Below are 18,646 nucleotides of genomic sequence, written 5' to 3'. Positions count from 1 at the left end.
TCAGATCCCGAGGGAGGTCCCGTTGAGACCTGCGACGTCGGCGTCGTCGCCGAGCAGCTCGACGCGGGCCTGGTCCCGGCGACCGAACACGAACAGGGTGATCTCGCTCGGCAGCCCGCGGACCGTCACGGTCGGGGCCCCGGTCTTGAGCGCCTTGCGGGAGCCGGTGATGGCGTTCTCGGCCGTGACCCCGACGGGCGAGCCGCGCAGCAGCCCCTTGCCGGCGGTGCCGAGCATCGACCACAGCACCTTCTCCCTCGGGTCGCCCAGGTCGCGGGCGGACCAGCCGGGCTGGGCCCGCCGGATGTCCTCGTGGTGCACGAAGAACTCCAGGGTGTTCAGGACCGAGTCGAGCTGCGGGACGGCGTACGGCGACAGCCGCGGCGGCCCGCCGCGGAGCTTCTCCACCAGCACCGGGAAGTCGCGCCGGCCGACCCGCCGGGACACCGCGTCGGTGACCCGCGCCAGCGGGGGAGCACGATGCCGGCGGCCGCGGGGCTGCCCTCGCGGACCAGCAGGTGCACGACCAGGTCCTTGACGTCCCAGCCGTCGCAGAGCGTCGGCCCGTCCTCGCCGACCTGCAGGGCGGTGTCGCACAGGGCGGTGCGCTCGAGCTGTGCCGGCCGGGGGCTTCGCGTCATGGCACCCACCCTAGGCTGGGGACCGTGACGAACAGGGAGGGGACGCTGCGCGACGGTTTCGCCGTCCTGGGCGTCGCCATCCGGCGCGAGCCCTGGATCTTCACCCTCTCCACCCTGGGCAGCGTGCTGTTCGGCGCGCTGACCGTCGCGGACGCCTGGGTGCTCGGCTGGTCGACCGACCACGTCGTGCTGCCGGCCTTCGACGACGGGGACATCCGTCCCGGCGGGCTGCTGACCATCCTGGCGCTGTTCGTGGCGGTGGCGATCCTGCGGGCCGTCGGCATCGTCGCGCGCCGGCTCGGTGCCGGCGTCATGCAGTACCGCATGCAGGCGCACTACCGGCGTGACGTCACCCGCCAGTACCTCCGGCTGCCGATGTCGTGGCACCAGCAGCACCCCACCGGCCAGCTGCTCTCCAACGCGAACTCCGACGTCGAGGCCGCCTGGGCGCCGATCGCGCCGCTGCCGATGGCGGTCGGCACGGTCGCGATGATGGTGATCGCGGTCGCCCAGATGCTCTTCACCGACCTGGTGCTCGCCGTCGTCGGCCTGCTGGTGTTCCCGATCGTGATCGTCACGAACATCGTCTACCAGCGCTGGCAGTCGCCGCTGATGACCCGGGCGCAGGCGCTGCGCGCCGAGCTCAGCGAGGTCGCCCACGAGTCGTTCGACGGGGCGCTGGTGGTCAAGAGCCTGGGCCGCGAGACCGAGGAGACCGCCCGGTTCGCGGCCAAGGCGCACGCCCTGCGCGACGTGAACGTCCGGGCCGGCCGGATCCGCGCCGTGTTCGACCCGGTGCTCGAGGCGCTGCCGAGCCTCGGCGTCCTCGCCGTGCTGGCGGTCGGCGTGCTGCGGGTCGAGATGGGCGCCACGGACCCCGGCAACGTCGTCACGGTGGCCTACCTGCTCACCATCGTGTCGTTCCCGATCCGCTCGCTCGGCTGGCTGGTCGGGGAGTTCCCGCGCAGCGTCGTCGGCTTCCGGCGCGTGCAGGCGGTGCTCGACGCGACCGGCGAGATGGCGTACGGCGCCCGCGAGATCGCCCGCACCGCCGCGGGTGCCCGGCTCGACGTGCGCGGCCTGGCCTACCACTACGTCGACGGGCCGCCGCTCCTGCAGGGCCTCACCTTCAGCGTCGAGCCCGGACGGACCGTCGCGGTGGTCGGCGCCACCGCCAGCGGCAAGTCCACGATGACCTCCCTGCTCGTGCGGCTCGTCGACCCGGACGAGGGGCAGGTGCTGGTCGACGGCGTGGACCTGCGCGAGCTCGCGCCCGGTGCGCTGGCCCAGCACGTCGCGCTGGTGGCGCAGCAGGCGTTCCTGTTCGACGACACCGTGCGCGGCAACGTCACGCTCGGCGCCGACGTCTCCGACGACGGGGTGTGGGCGTCGCTGCGGACCGCGCAGGCCGACGGCTTCGTCGCCGCGCTGCCCCAGGGCCTCGACACCCGGCTGGGGGAGCGGGGCACCACGCTCTCCGGCGGCCAGCGGCAGCGGCTCTCGCTGGCCCGCGCCCTGGTCCGGCACCCGCGGCTGCTGGTGATGGACGACGCGACCTCCGCGGTCGACCCCGAGGTGGAGGCGCGGATCCTCGCGGCCCTGCGCACCGGTTCCGCGGACTCCAGCGTGGTCGTGGTGGCCTACCGCAAGGCCACGATCGCCCTGGCCGACGAGGTGGTCTACCTCGCCGACGGCCGGATCGACGACCAGGGCACCCACGCGGACCTGCTGGCCCGCAACCCCGGCTACGCCGACCTGGTGAACGCCTACGAGCAGGAGGCCGACAGCGAGAGCGGGGAGGTGAGCGTCCCGTGACCAGCACCACGACGGGCCCCCAGACGGGCCCCCCGACCGGCACCAGCATGGACTCCGGCGAGTCGATGCGGGCGATGCGCACGATCGCCCGCGGCATCGAGCTGTCGCCGGAGCTCAAGGACGGCATCCGCGGGACGCTCGCGTTCGCGGTGCTCTCGACGCTCGGCCGGATCGTCGTGCCGGTCGCCGTGCAGCAGACCCTCGACAAGGGCGTGAACGCACCCGGCGGTCCCGACGTCGCCTTCACCGCGACGGTGATGATGGTCGCCGCGGTCGCCGTGGTGGTGACCGGCCTGGCGTCGTACCAGATGACCTACCGGCTGTTCACCAGCGCCGAGCGCGGCCTGGCCACCCTGCGGATCAAGGCGTTCCGGCACGTCCACGACCTGCCGCTGCTCACCCAGAACACCGAGCGGCGCGGCGCCCTGGTGTCCCGGGTCACCAGCGACGTCGACCAGGTCTCGCAGTTCCTGATCTTCGGCGGCATCATCTCGATCGTCTCGTTCGGCCAGATCCTGGTCGCCACCCTGGTGATGGCCTACTACAGCTGGCAGCTGACGATCGTGGTCTGGGTCTGCTTCCTGCCGCTGTTCTTGTCCCTGCGCTACTTCCAGCGCCGGCTCTCCGCGGCCTACGGCACCGTCCGCCAGCAGGTCGGCGTGATGCTGAGCGCCGTCTCGGAGCCGGTCGTGGGGGCGGCCACCGTCCGGTCCTACGCGATCGAGGGGCGCACCCAGGAGCGCATCGACACCGCCATCGACCGCTACAAGGCCGCCAGCACCAAGGCGCAGGGCCTGACCGCGTTCTCCTTCTCGCTCGGCGGGGTGTCGGCCGGCCTCGCGAACGCCGGCGTGCTGATCGTCGGCGTGCTGCTCGGCGTCGACGGCGACATCACCGCGGGCAAGGTGCTGGCCTTCGCGTTCCTGGTCACGCTGTTCGTCGGCCCCGTGCAGATCGGCACGCAGGTGCTCACCGACGCCCAGAACGCCATCGCCGGGTGGCGCCGGGTGATCGGCATCCTGGACACCCCGGCCGACGTCGTCGACCCCGGTGACGCGGGCACCCGGCTGCCGGACGAGCCGGTGACGATCTCCTTCGAGGACGTCGGGTTCGCCTACCCCGGCGGCGCCCCGGTGCTGCACGGGATCGACCTGGAGATCGCCCCCAACACCCGGCTCGCGGTGGTCGGCGAGACCGGCTCGGGCAAGACCACGCTGGCCAAGCTGCTGACCCGGCTGATGGACCCGAGCTCCGGCGTCGTACGCCTGCACGGGTCGGACCTGCGCGACGTGCCGTTCTCGTCGCTGCGCGAGCGGGTCGTGCTGGTGCCGCAGGAGGGCTTCCTGTTCGACTCGACGCTGCGGGCCAACGCGCTCTACGGCAAGCTCGACGCCAGCGACGAGGAGATCCTCACCGGCGTCGAGCAGCTCGGGCTGACCGACTGGCTGGAGACCCTGCCGCGCGGCCTGGACACCCGCGTCGGCCAGCGCGGCGAGTCGCTGTCGGCGGGGGAGCGGCAGCTCGTCGCCCTGCTCCGGGCGCACCTCGCCGACCCCGAGCTGCTGGTCCTCGACGAGGCGACCAGCGCGGTCGACCCCGCCCTGGAGATGCGGATCGCCCGGGCCCTGGAGCGGCTCACCAAGGGCCGCACCTCGGTGACGATCGCGCACCGGATGACCACCGCCGAGAACGCCGACGAGGTGGTGGTGGTCGACAAGGGCCGGGTCGTGCAACGCGGCCCGCACGCCGACCTGGTCGCCGAGGGGGGCGTCTACGGCCGCCTGCACGCCTCCTGGGCCGCCCAGCAGTCCTCCCACTGACTCCCGGCTTCCGTCGGCCGGGATACTGGACCCATGACATCGCTCGCTCCGGACATCGCGGACCGTCTCAAGCGGGACGCGCAGGGACTCGTGGCGGCGGTCGTGCAGCAGCACGACACCGGCGAGGTGCTGATGGTCGGCTGGATGGACGACGAGGCGCTGCACCGCACCCTCACCACCGGGCGTACGACGTTCTGGAGCCGGTCGCGCCAGGAGCTGTGGGTCAAGGGCGAGACGTCCGGCCACCGCCAGCACGTCAAGGAGGTCCGCCTCGACTGCGACGGCGACACGCTGCTGGTCAAGGTCGACCAGGAGGGCCCGGCCTGCCACACCGGCGACCGCACCTGCTTCGACGCCTCCACGCTCCCGCTGTCCGATGGCTGAGCGGCCGCGCAGCCGCTCGTTCGGGCCGGTCGTCCTGCTCGGGCTCGGCGGAGCCGCGCTGGCGGCCGTCGCGGGCGCGCACGACTGGGCCCGCACCACCGGCAGCGCGGCCGGCACCCCGGTGACCGCCGTCGCGAAGGGCTCGGAGTCCGCGCCGCTGGTCGTCGCGCTCGCGCTGGTGGCCCTGGCCGCCTGGGGCGTGGTCCTGGTGGTCCGCCTGCGGACCCGGCGCGTGGTCTCCGTGCTCGGCGTGCTCGCCTCGGCCGGCGCGCTCGCCGCCACCCTCGCCTCGCACGGCCGCGCGCAGGCCGACTCGCTGACCGCCGTGATGGCGAAGGGGGCGTCCGGCGCCGACGCCTTCAGCACCGCGGTCACCGGCTGGTACTACGCGGCCGCCGTCGGAGGGCTGCTCAGCACCGTGGCCTTCGTGCTCGCCCTGCTGTGGGCGCCTCGGTGGCCGGCGATGGGCAGCAGGTACGACGCGCCGGCTGCCCAGGCCGACGCCCGCGCGACCGCTCCGGTCGGCGAGCAGGACATGTGGCGCGCGTTGGACGACGGGCGCGACCCGACCGCCTGAGCCCAGGTCCTAGGATGTGCGTGTCCGCTTCCCGATCTGCAAGGAGCTCCCCGCGATGGCTCACCACGGCAACACCCCCGCCGCCTGGACCGGGGTGCTGGTCATCCTGGTCGGCTTCGTCGTCGGGGGTCTCGGCCTCGTCATCGGCAACTGGCCGATGTTCTGGGTCGGCGTCGTGATCGGCGTGCTCGGCCCGGTCGTCGGCAAGGTCATGCAGCGGATGGGTCTGGGCGCCGAGCAGGTGCCCGCCTCGCGTCACTGACGTGACCACCACGCTCCCGCCGCAGGTCCCGCGCAGCCGCCGGCAGCGGGTCAGCGGGCCGCTGCTGCTGGCCGGGGGCGTGCTCGGCGCGAGCGTGCTGCTGCACCTGCGCGACCCGCACCGGAGCGGGGCGTGGGGCTACTGCCCCTGGCTGCTGCTCACAGGCACCTACTGCCCCGGGTGCGGCGGCCTGCGCGCGGTCAACGACCTCACGCGCGGCGACGTCGCGGCCGCGGCCTCGAGCAACCTGCTCCTCGTGGCGGCGATCCCGTTCCTGGTGCTCGCCTGGGCGCGGACGACGCTGGACCGCTGGCACGGCCGGGTGCGGCAGGGTGCCGCACGCCGGCACGTGGTCCTCGCGGTGTCGCTACTCGTCGTGGCGCTCGCGTTCGCGGTGGTCCGCAACACACCCGCCGGGGCGTGGCTCGCGCCCTGACGGGCTACGGGGAGGTGCTGCTCGAGGGCAGGCTGAGCACCCCGGTGACGAACAGCACCAGCGCGATCACCGTCCACACCACGGCGATGATCCCCAGGACGACGCCGGCCTGCGCCATGCCGCGGCCGGTCTGCGCGCCGCCGGCCGCGTCGATCTCGCGCTTGGCGGAGTTGCCCAGCACGATCCCGGCGATCCCGACCGGGCCGCAGCACAGCAGGCCGAGGAGGCCGGTGACCAGCGCCCAGACGGCCTTCGGGTTGTTGCCCGGCTGCACGTAGCCGCCGCCGTACTGGTCGCCGTAGCCGGGCGGGCCGCTCTGACCGGGCGGCGGAGGTGCCGAGTAGCTCATGGTGTCTCCCCACGTGAGAACGCGACCGGTCGGGCGACCGGTCGTGGCGGCAGACGCTATCGGTTCCGGTGCCCGCGGGAAGGAAGACGCTCAGACGCGGGTCTGGGTGGTCCCGTCGAAGTTGGCGTCGCCGCTGACCAAGGCGAGCACGATGACCGCGATGACGACCAGGCTGAGCACCACCGCGACGGCTCCGGTGATGATCCCGGCCAGCGCCATGCCGTCGCCCTCCTGCTGCCCGCCGGTCGCGCGGATCTCGCCGCGGGCCTTCACGCCGAGCACGATGGGCAGGATGCCGGTGATGCCGAGGCCGCAGCAGAACGCCAGCACCAGCGAGGCGATCCCGGTCCACAGCGCCGCGGTGGCCTTGCCGTTCGTGCGCTGCGGGGCGGGGTAGCCGTAGGGCGGCTGCTGCCCGTAGCCCGGCTGCGGGGGGTAGCCGTAGGGCTGCTGGCCGTAGTCCGGCTGGCCGTAGCCGTAGGGCTGCTGCGGGGCGCCGTACGGCGGCTGCGGGGTCGGCTGCGTGGGCTGGTCGCCGGACGGGGTGGCCCACGGGTCACCGGCGCCGCGACTGCCGTCGGGATCGGTGGGATCGGGCGTTCCGGGCGGGTAGCTCATCGGGGTGTCTCCGTGCGCGGTGGGCGCGGTTCGGGGTGGGTCCGGGTCTCGTGAGAGTCTAGGGACCTGGTCAGAGCGCCGGGCCATCGGCAACGTCAACGACAGGTTCGTCAGCAGCGTCATCAGCAGGGAGGGGTGTCCATGAGCGTCCTCGACGAGATCATCGAGGGTGTCCGCTCCGACCTCTCCGAGCGGGAGGCGGCGGTCCCGCTCGCGGACCTCAAGGAGGCGGCGCGCCACGCCCCGGACGCCCTCGACCCGATGCCGGCCTTCCGGGCCCCCGGCGTCAGCGTGATCGCGGAGGTCAAGCGGTCCAGCCCGAGCAAGGGCGCGCTCGCCACGATCACGGACCCCGCGCGGCTGGCGGCGAACTACGAGTCCGGCGGCGCGGCCACGATCAGCGTGCTGACCGAGCGTCGCCGCTTCGGCGGCAGCCTGGCCGACCTCGAGGCGGTCCGGGCCGCGGTCGGCATCCCGGTGCTCCGCAAGGACTTCATGGTCACCTCCTACCAGCTGTGGGAGGCCCGCGCCGCGGGCGCCGACCTGGCCCTGCTGATCGTCGCGGCGCTCACCCAGAACGAGCTCGAGGCGCTGCTCGACCGGGCGGTCTCCATCGGCCTGACCCCGCTGGTCGAGGTGCACGACGAGGAGGAGGTCGAGCGGGCGCTGGCCGCCGGCGCGACCCTGATCGGCGTGAACGCCCGCAACCTGAAGACCCTCGAGGTCGACCGGGACACCTTCGCCCGGCTGGCCCCCCGGATCCCCGACGACGTGGTGCGGGTGGCCGAGTCCGGCGTCCGTGGCGCGCACGACGTCTTCGAGTACGCCAAGCAGGGCGCGAACGTCGTCCTGGTCGGCGAGACCCTGGTCAAGGGGGACGACCCCCGCTCCGCGGTCGCCGACCTGGTGGCCGCCGGCGCGCACCCCGCCCTGAAGCAGCGCGACTAGCTCGCGCGACGAGCACCCACAGGAGCACGCACCGCATGTCTGCACCAGTAGCCACCGGCCCCGCCGACGGATCGACCGGCGGACCCGAGGGGGAGTCCGAGGGACGCTTCGGTCGCTTCGGCGGCCGGATGATGCCCGAGGCGTTGATGGCCGCCCTCGACGAGCTGACCGTCGCCTGGCACGAGGCGATGGCGGACCCGGTGTTCACCGGTGAGTTCGAGCGGCTGCTGCGCGAGTACGCCGGGGTGCCGAGCCTGCTGTACGACGCCACCAAGCTCTCCGAGCTCGCGGGCGCCCGGATCCTGCTCAAGCGCGAGGACCTCAACCACACCGGCGCGCACAAGATCCGCAACGTGCTCGGTCAGGCCCTGCTCACCAAGCGGATGGGCAAGACCCGGGTGATCGCCGAGACCGGGGCCGGCCAGCACGGCGTCGCCTCGGCCACCGCCGCGGCGTACCTCGGGCTGGACTGCGTGGTCTACATGGGCGAGGTCGACACCGAGCGGCAGGCCCTCAACGTCGCCCGGATGCACCTGCTCGGCGCCGAGGTGGTCTCGGTGAAGTCCGGCTCGCGCACGCTCAAGGACGCCATCAACGAGGCGATCCGCGACTGGGTCGCCACCGTCGACCACACCGCCTACCTCTTCGGTACGGCGGCCGGGCCGCACCCGTTCCCGTCGATGGTGCGCGACTTCTGCCGCGGCATCGGCGACGAGGCGCGCGCCCAGTGCCTCGAGCTCACCGGCGCGCTGCCCGACTCCGCCGTCGCGTGCGTCGGAGGCGGCTCCAACGCCATCGGGCTGTTCGCCGGGTTCGTCGACGACCCCGGGGTCCAGCTGGTCGGCTGCGAGGCCGCCGGCGACGGCGTCGACACGATGCGGCACGCCGCGACGATCTACGCGGGCGAGTTCGGGGTGCTGCACGGTGCGCGCACCTTCGTCCTGCAGGACGAGGACGGCCAGACCAAGGAGTCGCACTCGATCTCCGCAGGCCTGGACTACCCCGGGGTCGGCCCGCAGCACGCCTACCTCGCGGAGACCGGGCGGGCGACGTACCGGCCGGTGACCGACACCCAGGCGATGGACGCCTTCGCGCTGCTCTCGCGCACCGAGGGCATCATCCCCGCGATCGAGTCGGCACACGCGATCGCCGGGGCGATGCAGCTCGCCCAGGAGCAGCCGGGGTCGACGATCCTGGTGAACCTGTCGGGCCGCGGCGACAAGGACATGGGCACCGCGATCGAGTGGTTCGGCCTGGGGGAGACCCGCCCCGACGACAAGGCCGGGCTGCCCGCGGGCGTCCCCGGCGAGGGGTCGGGCAACAACGCGCCGCAGGAGCCGCAGGCATGAGCACCCAGAAGGCCTTCGCCGCGGCGAAGGCGGAGGGCCGCAGCGCGCTGGTCGGCTACCTGCCCGCCGGCTTCCCCGACCTCGACGGCTCCGTGCAGGCCATGCGGGTGATGGTCGAGGCCGGCTGCGACGTGATCGAGGTGGGGCTGCCCTACAGCGACCCGGTGATGGACGGCCCGACCATCCAGGCGGCCGCCCAGCAGGCGCTCGAGGCCGGCACCCGCACCAGCGACGTGCTCCGCGCCGTCGAGGCCGTCGCGCAGACGGGCGTGCCCACCGTGGTGATGACCTACTGGAACCCCGTCGTGCGCTACGGCGTCGACCGGTTCGCGCGCGACCTGGCCAGCGCCGGCGGCGCCGGACTGATCACCCCCGACCTGGTGCCCGACGAGGCCGACGAGTGGGTCGTCGCCGCGGACGCCACCGGGCTCGACAAGATCTTCCTGGTCGCGCCGTCCTCCACCGACGTGCGGCTGCGGCAGACCGCGCAGGCGTGCCGGGGCTTCGTCTACGCGACCGCGGTGATGGGGGTGACCGGTGCCCGGGACGCCAGCAGCGACCTCGCGGCCCCGCTGGTCGAGCGGACCCGCGCGGTCACCGACCTGCCGGTGTGCGTCGGGCTCGGCGTCTCCGGCGGCGACCAGGCCGCCGAGGTGGCCCGCTACGCCGACGGCGTGATCGTCGGGTCGGCGTTCGTGCGCCGGCTGCTCGACGCCGGTCCGGACCGGGCGGCCGGGCTCGCCTCGCTGGCCGAGCTCACCCGCGACCTCGCCGAGGGCGTCCGGCGTGCGTAGTCGCACCCTCGCCTCGATGACCGCCGTGCTCGCGCTGCTGCTGGCCGGCTGCGGCGGGCAGTCGCCGGGCGCCGAGGGACCGGTCGCGGACGTCAGCATCCACGACGACGACGGCCTCAACGGCATCGTGCTGCCCACCCCCTACCGGGTGCCCTCGGTGCCGCTCGAGGACGCCGACGGGGCGACGTACGACCTGGCGACGGATGCCACGAAGCCGCTGACCCTGGTCTTCTTCGGCTACACGCACTGCCCGGACATCTGCCAGGTCGTGATGGCCAACATCGCCTCCTCGCTGACCCGGCTCGACGACGCGCAGAGAGCCAAGGTGCAGATGGTCTTCGTCACCACCGACCCGGCCCGCGACGACGTCGCCACCCTGCGCAGCTACCTGGACCGCTTCGACCCGTCCTTCGACGGGCTGACCGGCGACCTCGCGAAGATCGTCGAGCTCGGCACGGCGTTCGACGTGGAGATCGCGAAGGGCAAGAAGCTCGCGTCCGGCGGCTACGACGTCGCGCACGGCACCCAGATCATCGGCCTGCTCCCGGACCACCGGGCCCCCTTCGTCTGGACCCAGGGCACCGACCCGTCCACGCTGGCCGACGACATCACCACGATCCTCGACGACAAGGTGCCCGGCCTGTGATCCCGCTCTTCATCCCCAGTCCCGGCCAGGGCGTCTGGCACCTCGGCCCGATCCCGATCCGCGCCTACGCGCTGTGCATCATCCTCGGCGTCGTCGTGGCGATCTGGATGGGCGAGCGTCGCTGGGCGGCCCGCGGCGGCGTGCGCGGCCAGGTCTCCGACATCGCCATCTGGGCGGTGCCGTTCGGCCTCGTCGGCGGCCGGCTCTACCACGTGATCACCGACCCGCGGAACTACTTCGGCGAGGGCGGGGAGCCGATCAAGGCGCTCTACGTCTGGCAGGGCGGCCTGGGCATCTGGGGGGGCGATCGCGCTCGGCGGCGTCGGCGCCTGGATCGGCTGCCGGCGCTACGGCATCAAGCTGCCGCCGATGGCCGACGCGCTGGCCCCCGGGATCGTGGTCGCCCAGGCGATCGGCCGCTGGGGCAACTGGTTCAACCAGGAGCTGTTCGGCAAGCCCACGACGCTGCCCTGGGGGCTGGAGATCGACCCGGCGCACCGGGCGTCGCTCGCGCCGCAGTACCAGAAGTACGAGACGTTCCACCCCACCTACCTCTACGAGTTCGGTTGGAACCTCGGCGTCGCGGCGCTGGTCGTCTGGGCCGACCGCCGGTTCCGGCTCGGCCACGGCCGGGCGTTCGCGCTCTACGTCATGGGCTACACCGCCGGCCGGGGCTGGATCGAGTACCTCCGGATCGACGCCGTCGAGGCCAACGACGTGTTCGGCCTGCGGCTGAACGTGTGGACCTCGATCGTGGTGTTCCTGCTCGCCGCGACGTACTTCGTGGTGGTCGGCCGGCGGCACCCCGGCCGCGAGGAGTCGGTGTTCCGCGACAGCTACGTCCCGTCCGCCGGGACCGACGGCACCGCCGCCGGGTCCGACGCCGACGCGACCGCCGTACCCAGCTCCGCCGCCGTGGAGGGTGCTCCGACAACGGTGACGAGACGTGACCCAGGGGGCACCGACCAGCATCCGGTGCCGGAGGACGATCCCCAGGACAGGTGAGGCTTTCCTTCGGTGAAATGCCGGCGCCGCTTGGTTAGGTTGGCGCCCATGACCACCGACGCGCGCGTTCCCGATCTTCCGGAGATCTCCCACGACCACCCCGACGTCACCGGTGGCTGGCTGCGTCCCGCGGTGTTCGGCGCGATGGACGGCCTGGTCTCCAACCTGGCGCTGATCGCCGGGGTCGCGGGCGGGACCCGGGACCACACCGGGTCCGCCGCCGTCGTGCTCGCCGGGCTCGCCGGCCTGGCTGCGGGGGCGTTCTCGATGGCGGCGGGGGAGTACACCTCGGTCGCCAGCCAGTCCGAGGCCGCCCAGCGCGAGATCGACAAGGAGCGCCGCGAGATCATCGCCAACCCGGAGGGCGAGGCCGGCGAGCTGGCCGAGATGTACGTCGCGAAGGGGATCGACCCGGTGCTCGCCGCGGAGGTCTCCCGGCAGATCCACGCGAACGTGGACAACGCGGTGGCGGTGCACGCGCGCGAGGAGCTCGGCGTCGACCCCGACGACCTGGCCTCGCCGATGGTCGCGGCGGTGTCGTCGTTCCTCTCGTTCGCCGTGGGCGCGCTGATCCCGGTGCTGCCCTATCTGCTCGGCGCGGACACCCTGGTCCCCGGGATGCTGGTGACGCTGCTCGCGCTGTTCGTCTGCGGCGCCGTGGTGACCCAGGTGACCAGCAGGTCCTGGTGGTACGGCGGGTCGCGGCAGATGGTCCTGGGCGCCGCCGCGGCCGGCCTGACGTACGTGTTCGGCAGCCTCGTGGGGAGCGCCGGGATCGGCTGATCCGGCCCTCCGGGGCGCCGTCCAGAGTGTGAGCCACCCGTCCCGCTGGCCGGGCTGCCGAACGTTACCGTGCTGTAGTCTTCTCGATGCTTGGGCCAATGTCGTCCCCTGCGTCACTTGCATGAGAAAGCGCCCGGACCGCCTCCCCCGCGGACCATTTCGGGTGCCACGACGACGGGAGGGATGGCCCATGCACGCGTTCCCGGCGCCCCAGGGGCTGTACGACGGACTCCACGAGCACGACGCCTGCGGGGTCGCGTTCGTCGCCACCCTCACCGGCGAGGCGAGCCACGACATCGTCGCCAAGGCGATCACCGCGCTCCGCAACCTCGAGCACCGCGGCGCGACCGGCGCCGAGCCCGACTCCGGTGACGGCGCGGGCATCCTGCTCGGCCTCCCGGACGCCTTCTTCCGTGCGGTCGTCGACTTCGAGCTCCCGCAGCCGCACGCGTACGCCGTCGGCACCGCGTTCCTGCCGGGCGGTGAGGAGGAGGTCGTCAAGACCCGCCGCCGCCTCGAGGAGATCGCCGCCGAGGAGGGCCTCACCGTCCTCGGCTGGCGCGACGTCCCGGTCGACCCCTCGATGCTGGGGGCCACCGCGCTCTCGGTGATGCCGACCTTCAGCCAGCTGTTCGTCGCCGCCGCCGGCGGCCGCCTCGTCGGGATGGCCCTGGAGCGCCTGGCGTTCTGCCTGCGCAAGCGCGCCGAGCACGAGACCGACGTGTACTTCCCGTCGCTGTCCTCGCGCACCATCGCCTACAAGGGCATGCTCACCACCGACCAGCTCGACCACTTCTACCCGGACCTGGTCGACGAGCGCATCGCGTCCGCGGTCGCCGTCGTGCACTCGCGGTTCTCCACCAACACGTTCCCGAGCTGGCCGCTGTCGCACCCGTTCCGGTTCATCGCCCACAACGGCGAGATCAACACCGTGATGGGCAACCGCAACTGGATGCGGGCCCGCGAGGCGCTGCTGTCCAGCGACCTGATCCCGGGCGACCTGGACCGGCTCTACCCGATCTGCACCCCCGGCGCCTCGGACTCCGCGTCCTTCGACGAGGTCCTCGAGCTGCTGCACCTCGGCGGCCGCTCGCTGCCGCACTCGGTGCTGATGATGATCCCCGAGGCGTGGGAGAACCACGCCGAGATGGACGCCGCCCGCCGCGCGTTCTACGAGTTCCACTCCACGATGATGGAGCCGTGGGACGGCCCCGCCTGCGTGGTGTTCACCGACGGCACCCAGATCGGCGCGGTCCTGGACCGCAACGGCCTGCGCCCCTCGCGCTACTGGGTCACCGACGACGGCCTGGTCGTCCTGGCCTCCGAGGTCGGCGTGCTCGACATCGACCCGGCGACCGTGGTCCGCAAGGGCCGCCTCCAGCCGGGCCGGATGTTCCTGGTGGACACCGCCGAGCACCGGATCATCGAGGACGAGGAGATCAAGGGCGGGCTCGCCGCGGAGCACCCCTACGACGAGTGGCTGCACGCCGGCATCGTCCGCTTCGAGGACCTCCCCGACCGCGAGCACATCGTGCACACGCACGCCTCGGTCACCCGCCGCCAGCAGATCTTCGGCTACTCCGAGGAGGAGAAGCGGGTCCTGCTGACCCCGATGGCCAAGGCCGGTGCGGAGCCGATCGGCTCGATGGGCACCGACACCCCCATCGCCGCGCTCTCGGACCGGCCGCGGCTGCTGTTCGACTACTTCGCGCAGCTGTTCGCGCAGGTCACGAACCCGCCGCTGGACGCGATCCGCGAGGAGCTCGTGACGTCGCTGTCCGGCACCATCGGGCCCGAGGCGAACCTCCTCGAGCCGACACCGGCGTCCTGCCGGCAGCTGGTGCTGCCGTTCCCGGTGGTCACCAACGACGAGCTCGCCAAGATCCGGCACATCAACCGCGACGGCGACCTGCCCGGCTACGCCACGCACGTGTCCCGCGGCCTGTACGACGTCGAGGGCGGCGGCCAGGCGCTGGCCGACCGGCTCGACCAGATCTGCGCCGAGGTGTCGGCCGCGATCGCCGACGGCGCGCGGATCATCGTGCTCTCCGACCGGCACTCCACCGCCGAGCTGGCGCCGATCCCGTCGCTGCTGCTGACCGGGGCCGTGCACCACCACCTGGTGCGCGAGAAGACCCGCACCCAGATCGGCATGGTCATCGAGGCCGGCGACGTCCGCGAGGTGCACCACGTCGCCCTGCTCATGGGGTACGGCGCCGCGGCGGTGAACCCCTACCTCGCCCTGGAGACCGTCGAGGACCTGGCCCGCGACGGCTACTACGTCGACGTCGAGCCCGAGCAGGCCGTGAAGAACCTGGTGAAGTCGCTCGGCAAGGGCGTGCTCAAGGTGATGAGCAAGATGGGTGTCTCGACCGTCGCGTCGTACACCGGGGCCCAGATCTTCGAGGCCGTCGGCCTGGCCCAGCCGCTCGTCGACCGCTACTTCACCGGCACCACCAGCAAGCTCGGCGGGGTCGGCATCGACACCATCGCCGAGGAGGTCGCCCGCCGGCACCGCAAGGCCTACCCGGTCGACGGCCTGCCGTCCGCGCACCGCAGCCTGGAGATCGGCGGCGAGTACCAGTGGCGCCGCGAGGGCGAGCCGCACCTGTTCGACCCCGAGACGGTGTTCCGGCTGCAGCACTCGACGCGGACCGGCCGCTACGACGTGTTCAAGCAGTACACCGAGCGCGTGAACGCGCAGTCCGAGCGGCTGATGACGCTGCGCGGCCTGTTCAGGTTCCGCGACGGCGAGCGCGAGCCGGTCCCGATCGACGAGGTCGAGCCGGTCTCCGCGATCGTCAAGCGGTTCTCCACCGGCGCGATGTCCTACGGCTCGATCAGCGGCGAGGCCCACGAGACCCTGGCGATCGCGATGAACCGGCTCGGCGGCAAGTCCAACACCGGCGAGGGCGGCGAGGACGCCGACCGGCTCTACGACCCCGAGCGCCGCAGCTCGATCAAGCAGGTCGCGTCCGGCCGCTTCGGGGTGACCTCGGAGTACCTCACCAACGCCGACGACATCCAGATCAAGATGGCGCAGGGCGCGAAGCCCGGCGAGGGCGGCCAGCTGCCCGGCCACAAGGTCTACCCGTGGGTCGCCAAGACCCGTTACTCCACGCCCGGCGTCGGGCTGATCTCGCCGCCGCCGCACCACGACATCTACTCCATCGAGGACCTCGCCCAGCTGATCCACGACCTGAAGAACGCGAACCCGTCCGCCCGGGTGCACGTGAAGCTGGTCGCCGAGGTCGGGGTGGGCACGGTCGCGGCGGGCGTGTCGAAGGCGCACGCCGACGTCGTGCTGATCTCCGGGCACGACGGCGGCACCGGCGCGGCCCCGCTCACCTCGCTCAAGCACGCTGGCGGCCCCTGGGAGCTCGGTCTCGCCGAGACCCAGCAGACCCTGCTGCTCAACGGGCTGCGCGACCGGATCGTCGTGCAGGCGGACGGCCAGATGAAGACCGGCCGCGACGTGCTGGTCGCGGCGCTGCTCGGCGCCGAGGAGTTCGGCTTCGCCACCGCACCGCTCGTCGTGTCGGGCTGCATCATGATGCGGGTCTGCCACCTCGACACCTGCCCGGTGGGCGTGGCGACGCAGAACCCGTTGCTGCGCGAGCGGTTCGCCGGCCAGCCGGAGTTCGTCGTGAACTTCTTCGAGTTCATCGCCGAGGAGGTCCGCGAGCTGCTCGCCGAGCTCGGGTTCCGCACCCTGGAGGAGGCGGTGGGGCACGCCGAGCTGCTCGACGTGACCAGCGCGGTGCACCACTGGAAGGCCGCCGGCCTCGACCTGCGCCCGATCCTGCACGTGCCCGAGCTGCCCGAGGGGGCCGCGCTGCACAACACCACCAAGCAGGACCACGGCCTCGACAAGGCCCTCGACAACGAGCTGGTCGCGCTCGCGGCGGACGCCCTGGAGCGGGGCGAGCCGGTCCGCGCCCAGGTGCGGATCCGCAACGTCAACCGCACCGTCGGCACGATCCTGGGACACGAGGTCACCAAGCGCTACCGCGCCGCGGGTCTCCCCGACGGCACGATCGACATCACCTTCACCGGCTCGGCGGGCCAGTCGTTCGGCGCGTTCCTGCCGCACGGCGTGACGCTGCGCCTGGAAGGCGACGCCAACGACTACGTCGGCAAGGGCCTGTCCGGCGGCCGGATCGTGGTCCGCCCGGACCGCGCCGCCACCTTCGACGCGGCCGAGCAGATCATCGCCGGCAACGTCATCGCCTACGGCGCGACGTCGGGCGAGATGTTCCTGCGCGGCCAGGTCGGCGAGCGCTTCTGCGTCCGCAACTCCGGGGCGACCGCGGTCGTCGAGGGGGTCGGCGACCACGGCTGCGAGTACATGACCGGGGGCCGCGTCGTGGTCCTCGGCCCGACGGGACGCAACTTCGCGGCCGGCATGTCCGGCGGCGTCGCGTTCCTGCTCGACCTCGACGACCGTCGCGTCAACCACGAGCTCGTCGAGCTGGCCCCCGTCACCGGGGAGGCCGCCGACGAGCTGCAGGCCATCGTGCGCCAGCACCTCGAGGAGACCGGGTCCCCGGTGGCCGAGGCGCTGCTCGACGACTGGACGAACGCCGTACAGCGGTTCACCGAGGTGATGCCGCGTGACTACAAGCTGGTGCTCGCCGCCAAGGAGAAGGCCGAGTCAGAGGGCCTCACCGACGACGAGACAGCGGCACGGATGATGGAGGCGCTCCATGGCTGACCCCCGCGGTTTCCTCAAGACCGGGCGCGAGGTCGCGTCCCGCCGGCCCGTCGACGAGCGGCTGCACGACTGGAACGAGGTCTACCCCGAGGGGGCGGGCCGCGCCCTGCTGCCGATCATCACCGAGCAGGCCGGGCGCTGCATGGACTGCGGCATCCCGTTCTGCCACCAGGGCTGCCCGCTGGGCAACATCATCCCGGAGTGGAACGACCTGGTCTGGCGCGACGACTGGGAGGGCGCGATCGAGCGGCTGCACGCGACGAACAACTTCCCGGAGTTCACCGGTCGGCTGTGCCCGGCGCCGTGCGAGACCGCCTGTGTGCTGGGCATCAACCAGGACCCGGTGACGATCAAGAACGTCGAGGTCTCGATCGCCGACCGCGCCTGGGACACCGGCCTGGTCCGGCCCCAGCCCCCCGAATGGCTCTCGGGCAAGACCGTCGCGGTCATCGGCTCCGGCCCGGCCGGCCTCGCGGCCGCCCAGCAGCTCACCCGGGCCGGGCACACTGTCGCGGTCTACGAGCGCGCGGACAAGCCCGGCGGCCTGCTGCGCTACGGCATCCCCGAGTTCAAGATGGAGAAGAAGCACCTCGACCGGCGCATCGACCAGATGCGCCGCGAGGGCACGGTGTTCCGCTCGGGCGTCGACGTCGGCGGCGACGTCACGGGCCCCCAGCTGATCGACCGCTTCGACGCGGTCGTGCTGGCGATGGGCGCGACGGTGGCACGTGACCTGCCGATCACCGGTCGCGAGCTCGGCGGCATCCACCAGGCGATGGAGTTCCTCCCGCAGTCCAACCGGGCCTCGCTCGGCCAGGCCCCGACACCCGACGGCTCGGACCAGATCACCGCGACCGGCAAGCACGTGGTGATCATCGGCGGCGGCGACACCGGGGCGGACTGCCTGGGTACGTCGCACCGCCAGCAGGCCGCGTCCGTCACGCAGCTGGAGATCATGCCGCAGCCCGGCGAGGACCGTCCCGCGGGACAGCCCTGGCCGACGTACCCGATGCTGTTCCGGGTGTCCTCGGCCCACGAGGAGGGCGGCGAGCGGATGTACTCCGTGTCGACCCAGGAGTTCCTCGGCGACGAGTCCGGCCACGTGCGGGCGCTGCGCCTGGTCGACGTGGAGATGAAGGACGGCCGGTTCGCCGAGGTCGAGGGCTCCGAGCGGGAGATCCCGGCCGAGCTGGTGCTCTTCGCGATGGGCTTCACCGGCCCGGAGCAGGACGGGGTGGTGGCCCAGCTGGGTGTCGACCTCGACGACCGCGGCAACATCGTGCGCGACCTGGCCTACATGTCCAGCCAGCCGGGCGTGTTCGTCGCCGGGGACGCCGGACGCGGTCAGTCGCTGATCGTCTGGGCCATCGCGGAGGGGCGTGCGGCCGCTGCCGCGGTGGACACCTACCTCACCGGCTCGACGACGCTGCCGTCCCCGATCAAGCCGACGGAGCGACCGCTCGTCGTGTGAGCGGGGCGCGGGCGACCGCATCCTGGAACGATCG

The 18,646-nt window shown here is 72.8% G+C and carries 18 protein-coding genes and 1 pseudogene; 15 read left to right on the top strand and 4 right to left on the bottom strand.

Going from position 1 to position 18,646, the window contains the following annotated elements:
* Together KRR39_RS11490 and KRR39_RS24745 are read right to left on the bottom strand one after the other, a co-directional pair.
* The gene (locus KRR39_RS11490; RefSeq protein ID WP_254185676.1) at nt 1-447 is read right to left on the bottom strand and encodes a maleylpyruvate isomerase family mycothiol-dependent enzyme; all 447 of its coding nucleotides are present in this window, start codon (nt 445-447) and stop codon (nt 1-3) included.
* Nucleotides 339-641 (bottom strand): maleylpyruvate isomerase mycothiol-dependent enzyme family protein, encoded by a 303-nt coding sequence (locus tag KRR39_RS24745; protein ID WP_254185823.1) that lies wholly within the window; start codon nt 639-641, stop codon nt 339-341. Before KRR39_RS24745 ends, KRR39_RS11490 begins: the two co-directional genes overlap by 109 nt.
* Nucleotides 642-665: 24 nt before the next feature.
* Here KRR39_RS24745 and KRR39_RS11485 point away from each other — a divergent pair, with 24 nt between their 5' ends.
* Genes KRR39_RS11485 through KRR39_RS11460 form a run of 6 tightly spaced genes read left to right on the top strand, consistent with a single transcriptional unit; the run spans nt 666 to nt 5,935 of the window.
* Nucleotides 666-2,456: an ABC transporter ATP-binding protein gene (locus tag KRR39_RS11485; protein WP_254185675.1), complete on the top strand. Its 1,791-nt coding sequence runs from the start codon at nt 666-668 to the stop codon at nt 2,454-2,456.
* On the top strand, nt 2,453-4,276 hold the full coding sequence (locus KRR39_RS11480) for an ABC transporter ATP-binding protein (protein ID WP_367303725.1): 1,824 nt from the start codon (nt 2,453-2,455) through the stop codon (nt 4,274-4,276). The genes KRR39_RS11485 and KRR39_RS11480 overlap by 4 nt, the downstream gene beginning before the upstream one ends.
* 33 nt (nt 4,277-4,309) lie before the next feature.
* Nucleotides 4,310-4,660, top strand: coding sequence for a phosphoribosyl-AMP cyclohydrolase (gene hisI / locus KRR39_RS11475; RefSeq protein WP_216942128.1), 351 nt, complete (start codon nt 4,310-4,312; stop codon nt 4,658-4,660).
* Complete coding sequence (locus KRR39_RS11470; RefSeq protein WP_216942127.1) at nt 4,653-5,237, top strand: Trp biosynthesis-associated membrane protein; 585 nt, start codon at nt 4,653-4,655, stop codon at nt 5,235-5,237. Before hisI ends, KRR39_RS11470 begins: the two co-directional genes overlap by 8 nt.
* A gap of 55 nt (nt 5,238-5,292) precedes the next feature.
* Nucleotides 5,293-5,499, top strand: coding sequence for an HGxxPAAW family protein (locus tag KRR39_RS11465; protein ID WP_216942126.1), 207 nt, complete (start codon nt 5,293-5,295; stop codon nt 5,497-5,499).
* 1 nt (nt 5,500) lies between these two features.
* Nucleotides 5,501-5,935, top strand: a complete 435-nt coding sequence (locus tag KRR39_RS11460) for a DUF2752 domain-containing protein (RefSeq protein ID WP_216942125.1) — start codon at nt 5,501-5,503, stop codon at nt 5,933-5,935.
* 4 nt (nt 5,936-5,939) lie between these two features.
* Here the strand turns inward: KRR39_RS11460 and KRR39_RS11455 are convergent, their stop codons facing one another.
* Together KRR39_RS11455 and KRR39_RS11450 are read right to left on the bottom strand one after the other, a co-directional pair.
* Nucleotides 5,940-6,284 (bottom strand): DUF4190 domain-containing protein, encoded by a 345-nt coding sequence (locus KRR39_RS11455; RefSeq protein ID WP_216942124.1) that lies wholly within the window; start codon nt 6,282-6,284, stop codon nt 5,940-5,942.
* Nucleotides 6,285-6,374: 90 nt separating this feature from the next.
* A complete protein-coding gene (locus KRR39_RS11450; protein ID WP_216942123.1) occupies nt 6,375-6,902 on the bottom strand; it encodes a DUF4190 domain-containing protein in 528 nt (175 codons plus the stop codon).
* Between the two features lie 141 nt (nt 6,903-7,043).
* Here KRR39_RS11450 and trpC point away from each other — a divergent pair, with 141 nt between their 5' ends.
* The 9 genes and pseudogenes from trpC to KRR39_RS11410 all read left to right on the top strand — a co-directional run bounded on the left by trpC (nt 7,044) and on the right by KRR39_RS11410 (nt 18,612).
* A complete protein-coding gene (trpC, locus tag KRR39_RS11445) occupies nt 7,044-7,850 on the top strand; it encodes an indole-3-glycerol phosphate synthase TrpC (protein WP_216942122.1) in 807 nt (268 codons plus the stop codon).
* Nucleotides 7,851-7,885: 35 nt separating this feature from the next.
* Nucleotides 7,886-9,199, top strand: a complete 1,314-nt coding sequence (gene trpB, locus KRR39_RS11440) for a tryptophan synthase subunit beta (RefSeq protein ID WP_216942121.1) — start codon at nt 7,886-7,888, stop codon at nt 9,197-9,199.
* A complete protein-coding gene (gene trpA, locus KRR39_RS11435) occupies nt 9,196-9,993 on the top strand; it encodes a tryptophan synthase subunit alpha (protein ID WP_216942120.1) in 798 nt (265 codons plus the stop codon). Before trpB ends, trpA begins: the two co-directional genes overlap by 4 nt.
* A complete protein-coding gene (locus KRR39_RS11430; protein WP_216942119.1) occupies nt 9,986-10,639 on the top strand; it encodes an SCO family protein in 654 nt (217 codons plus the stop codon). The genes trpA and KRR39_RS11430 overlap by 8 nt, the downstream gene beginning before the upstream one ends.
* Nucleotides 10,636-10,884, top strand: a pseudogene (locus KRR39_RS24740) (prolipoprotein diacylglyceryl transferase family protein); the annotation flags it as partial. The gene KRR39_RS11430 and the pseudogene KRR39_RS24740, both read left to right, overlap by 4 nt.
* Nucleotides 10,885-10,945: 61 nt before the next feature.
* Complete coding sequence (locus tag KRR39_RS24735; RefSeq protein ID WP_367303739.1) at nt 10,946-11,644, top strand: prolipoprotein diacylglyceryl transferase family protein; 699 nt, start codon at nt 10,946-10,948, stop codon at nt 11,642-11,644.
* A 48-nt stretch (nt 11,645-11,692) separates the two neighbouring features.
* Entirely contained in the window at nt 11,693-12,427 is a 735-nt protein-coding gene (locus KRR39_RS11420) for a VIT1/CCC1 transporter family protein (protein WP_216942118.1), read from the top strand.
* Nucleotides 12,428-12,617: 190 nt separating this feature from the next.
* Complete coding sequence (gene gltB / locus KRR39_RS11415) at nt 12,618-17,141, top strand: glutamate synthase large subunit (protein ID WP_216942117.1); 4,524 nt, start codon at nt 12,618-12,620, stop codon at nt 17,139-17,141.
* A complete protein-coding gene (locus KRR39_RS11410; protein ID WP_216942116.1) occupies nt 17,134-18,612 on the top strand; it encodes a glutamate synthase subunit beta in 1,479 nt (492 codons plus the stop codon). The genes gltB and KRR39_RS11410 overlap by 8 nt, the downstream gene beginning before the upstream one ends.
* Nucleotides 18,613-18,646: the final 34 nt, after the last annotated feature.

It is taken from the genome of Nocardioides panacis (assembly GCF_019039255.1).
Classification (GTDB): domain Bacteria; phylum Actinomycetota; class Actinomycetes; order Propionibacteriales; family Nocardioidaceae; genus Nocardioides_B; species Nocardioides_B panacis.
Note: the sequence above shows the minus strand (reverse complement) of the source record. Positions and strands in the feature narration are given on the sequence as shown.

What these genes read in the sequence shown, in the direction of transcription:
- KRR39_RS11470 (WP_216942127.1), top strand. Translation starts at nt 4,653, where the DNA reads ATGGCTGAGCGGCCGCGCAGCCGCTCGTTCGGGCCGGTCGTCCTGCTC.
- trpC (WP_216942122.1), top strand. Translation starts at nt 7,044, where the DNA reads ATGAGCGTCCTCGACGAGATCATCGAGGGTGTCCGCTCCGACCTCTCC.
- KRR39_RS11455 (WP_216942124.1), bottom strand. Translation starts at nt 6,284, where the DNA reads ATGAGCTACTCGGCACCTCCGCCGCCCGGTCAGAGCGGCCCGCCCGGC.
- KRR39_RS24745 (WP_254185823.1), bottom strand. Translation starts at nt 641, where the DNA reads ATGACGCGAAGCCCCCGGCCGGCACAGCTCGAGCGCACCGCCCTGTGC.
- KRR39_RS11450 (WP_216942123.1), bottom strand. Translation starts at nt 6,902, where the DNA reads ATGAGCTACCCGCCCGGAACGCCCGATCCCACCGATCCCGACGGCAGT.
- KRR39_RS11420 (WP_216942118.1), top strand. Translation starts at nt 11,693, where the DNA reads ATGACCACCGACGCGCGCGTTCCCGATCTTCCGGAGATCTCCCACGAC.
- KRR39_RS11410 (WP_216942116.1), top strand. Translation starts at nt 17,134, where the DNA reads ATGGCTGACCCCCGCGGTTTCCTCAAGACCGGGCGCGAGGTCGCGTCC.
- trpB (WP_216942121.1), top strand. Translation starts at nt 7,886, where the DNA reads ATGTCTGCACCAGTAGCCACCGGCCCCGCCGACGGATCGACCGGCGGA.
- KRR39_RS11465 (WP_216942126.1), top strand. Translation starts at nt 5,293, where the DNA reads ATGGCTCACCACGGCAACACCCCCGCCGCCTGGACCGGGGTGCTGGTC.
- trpA (WP_216942120.1), top strand. Translation starts at nt 9,196, where the DNA reads ATGAGCACCCAGAAGGCCTTCGCCGCGGCGAAGGCGGAGGGCCGCAGC.
- gltB (WP_216942117.1), top strand. Translation starts at nt 12,618, where the DNA reads ATGCACGCGTTCCCGGCGCCCCAGGGGCTGTACGACGGACTCCACGAG.
- hisI (WP_216942128.1), top strand. Translation starts at nt 4,310, where the DNA reads ATGACATCGCTCGCTCCGGACATCGCGGACCGTCTCAAGCGGGACGCG.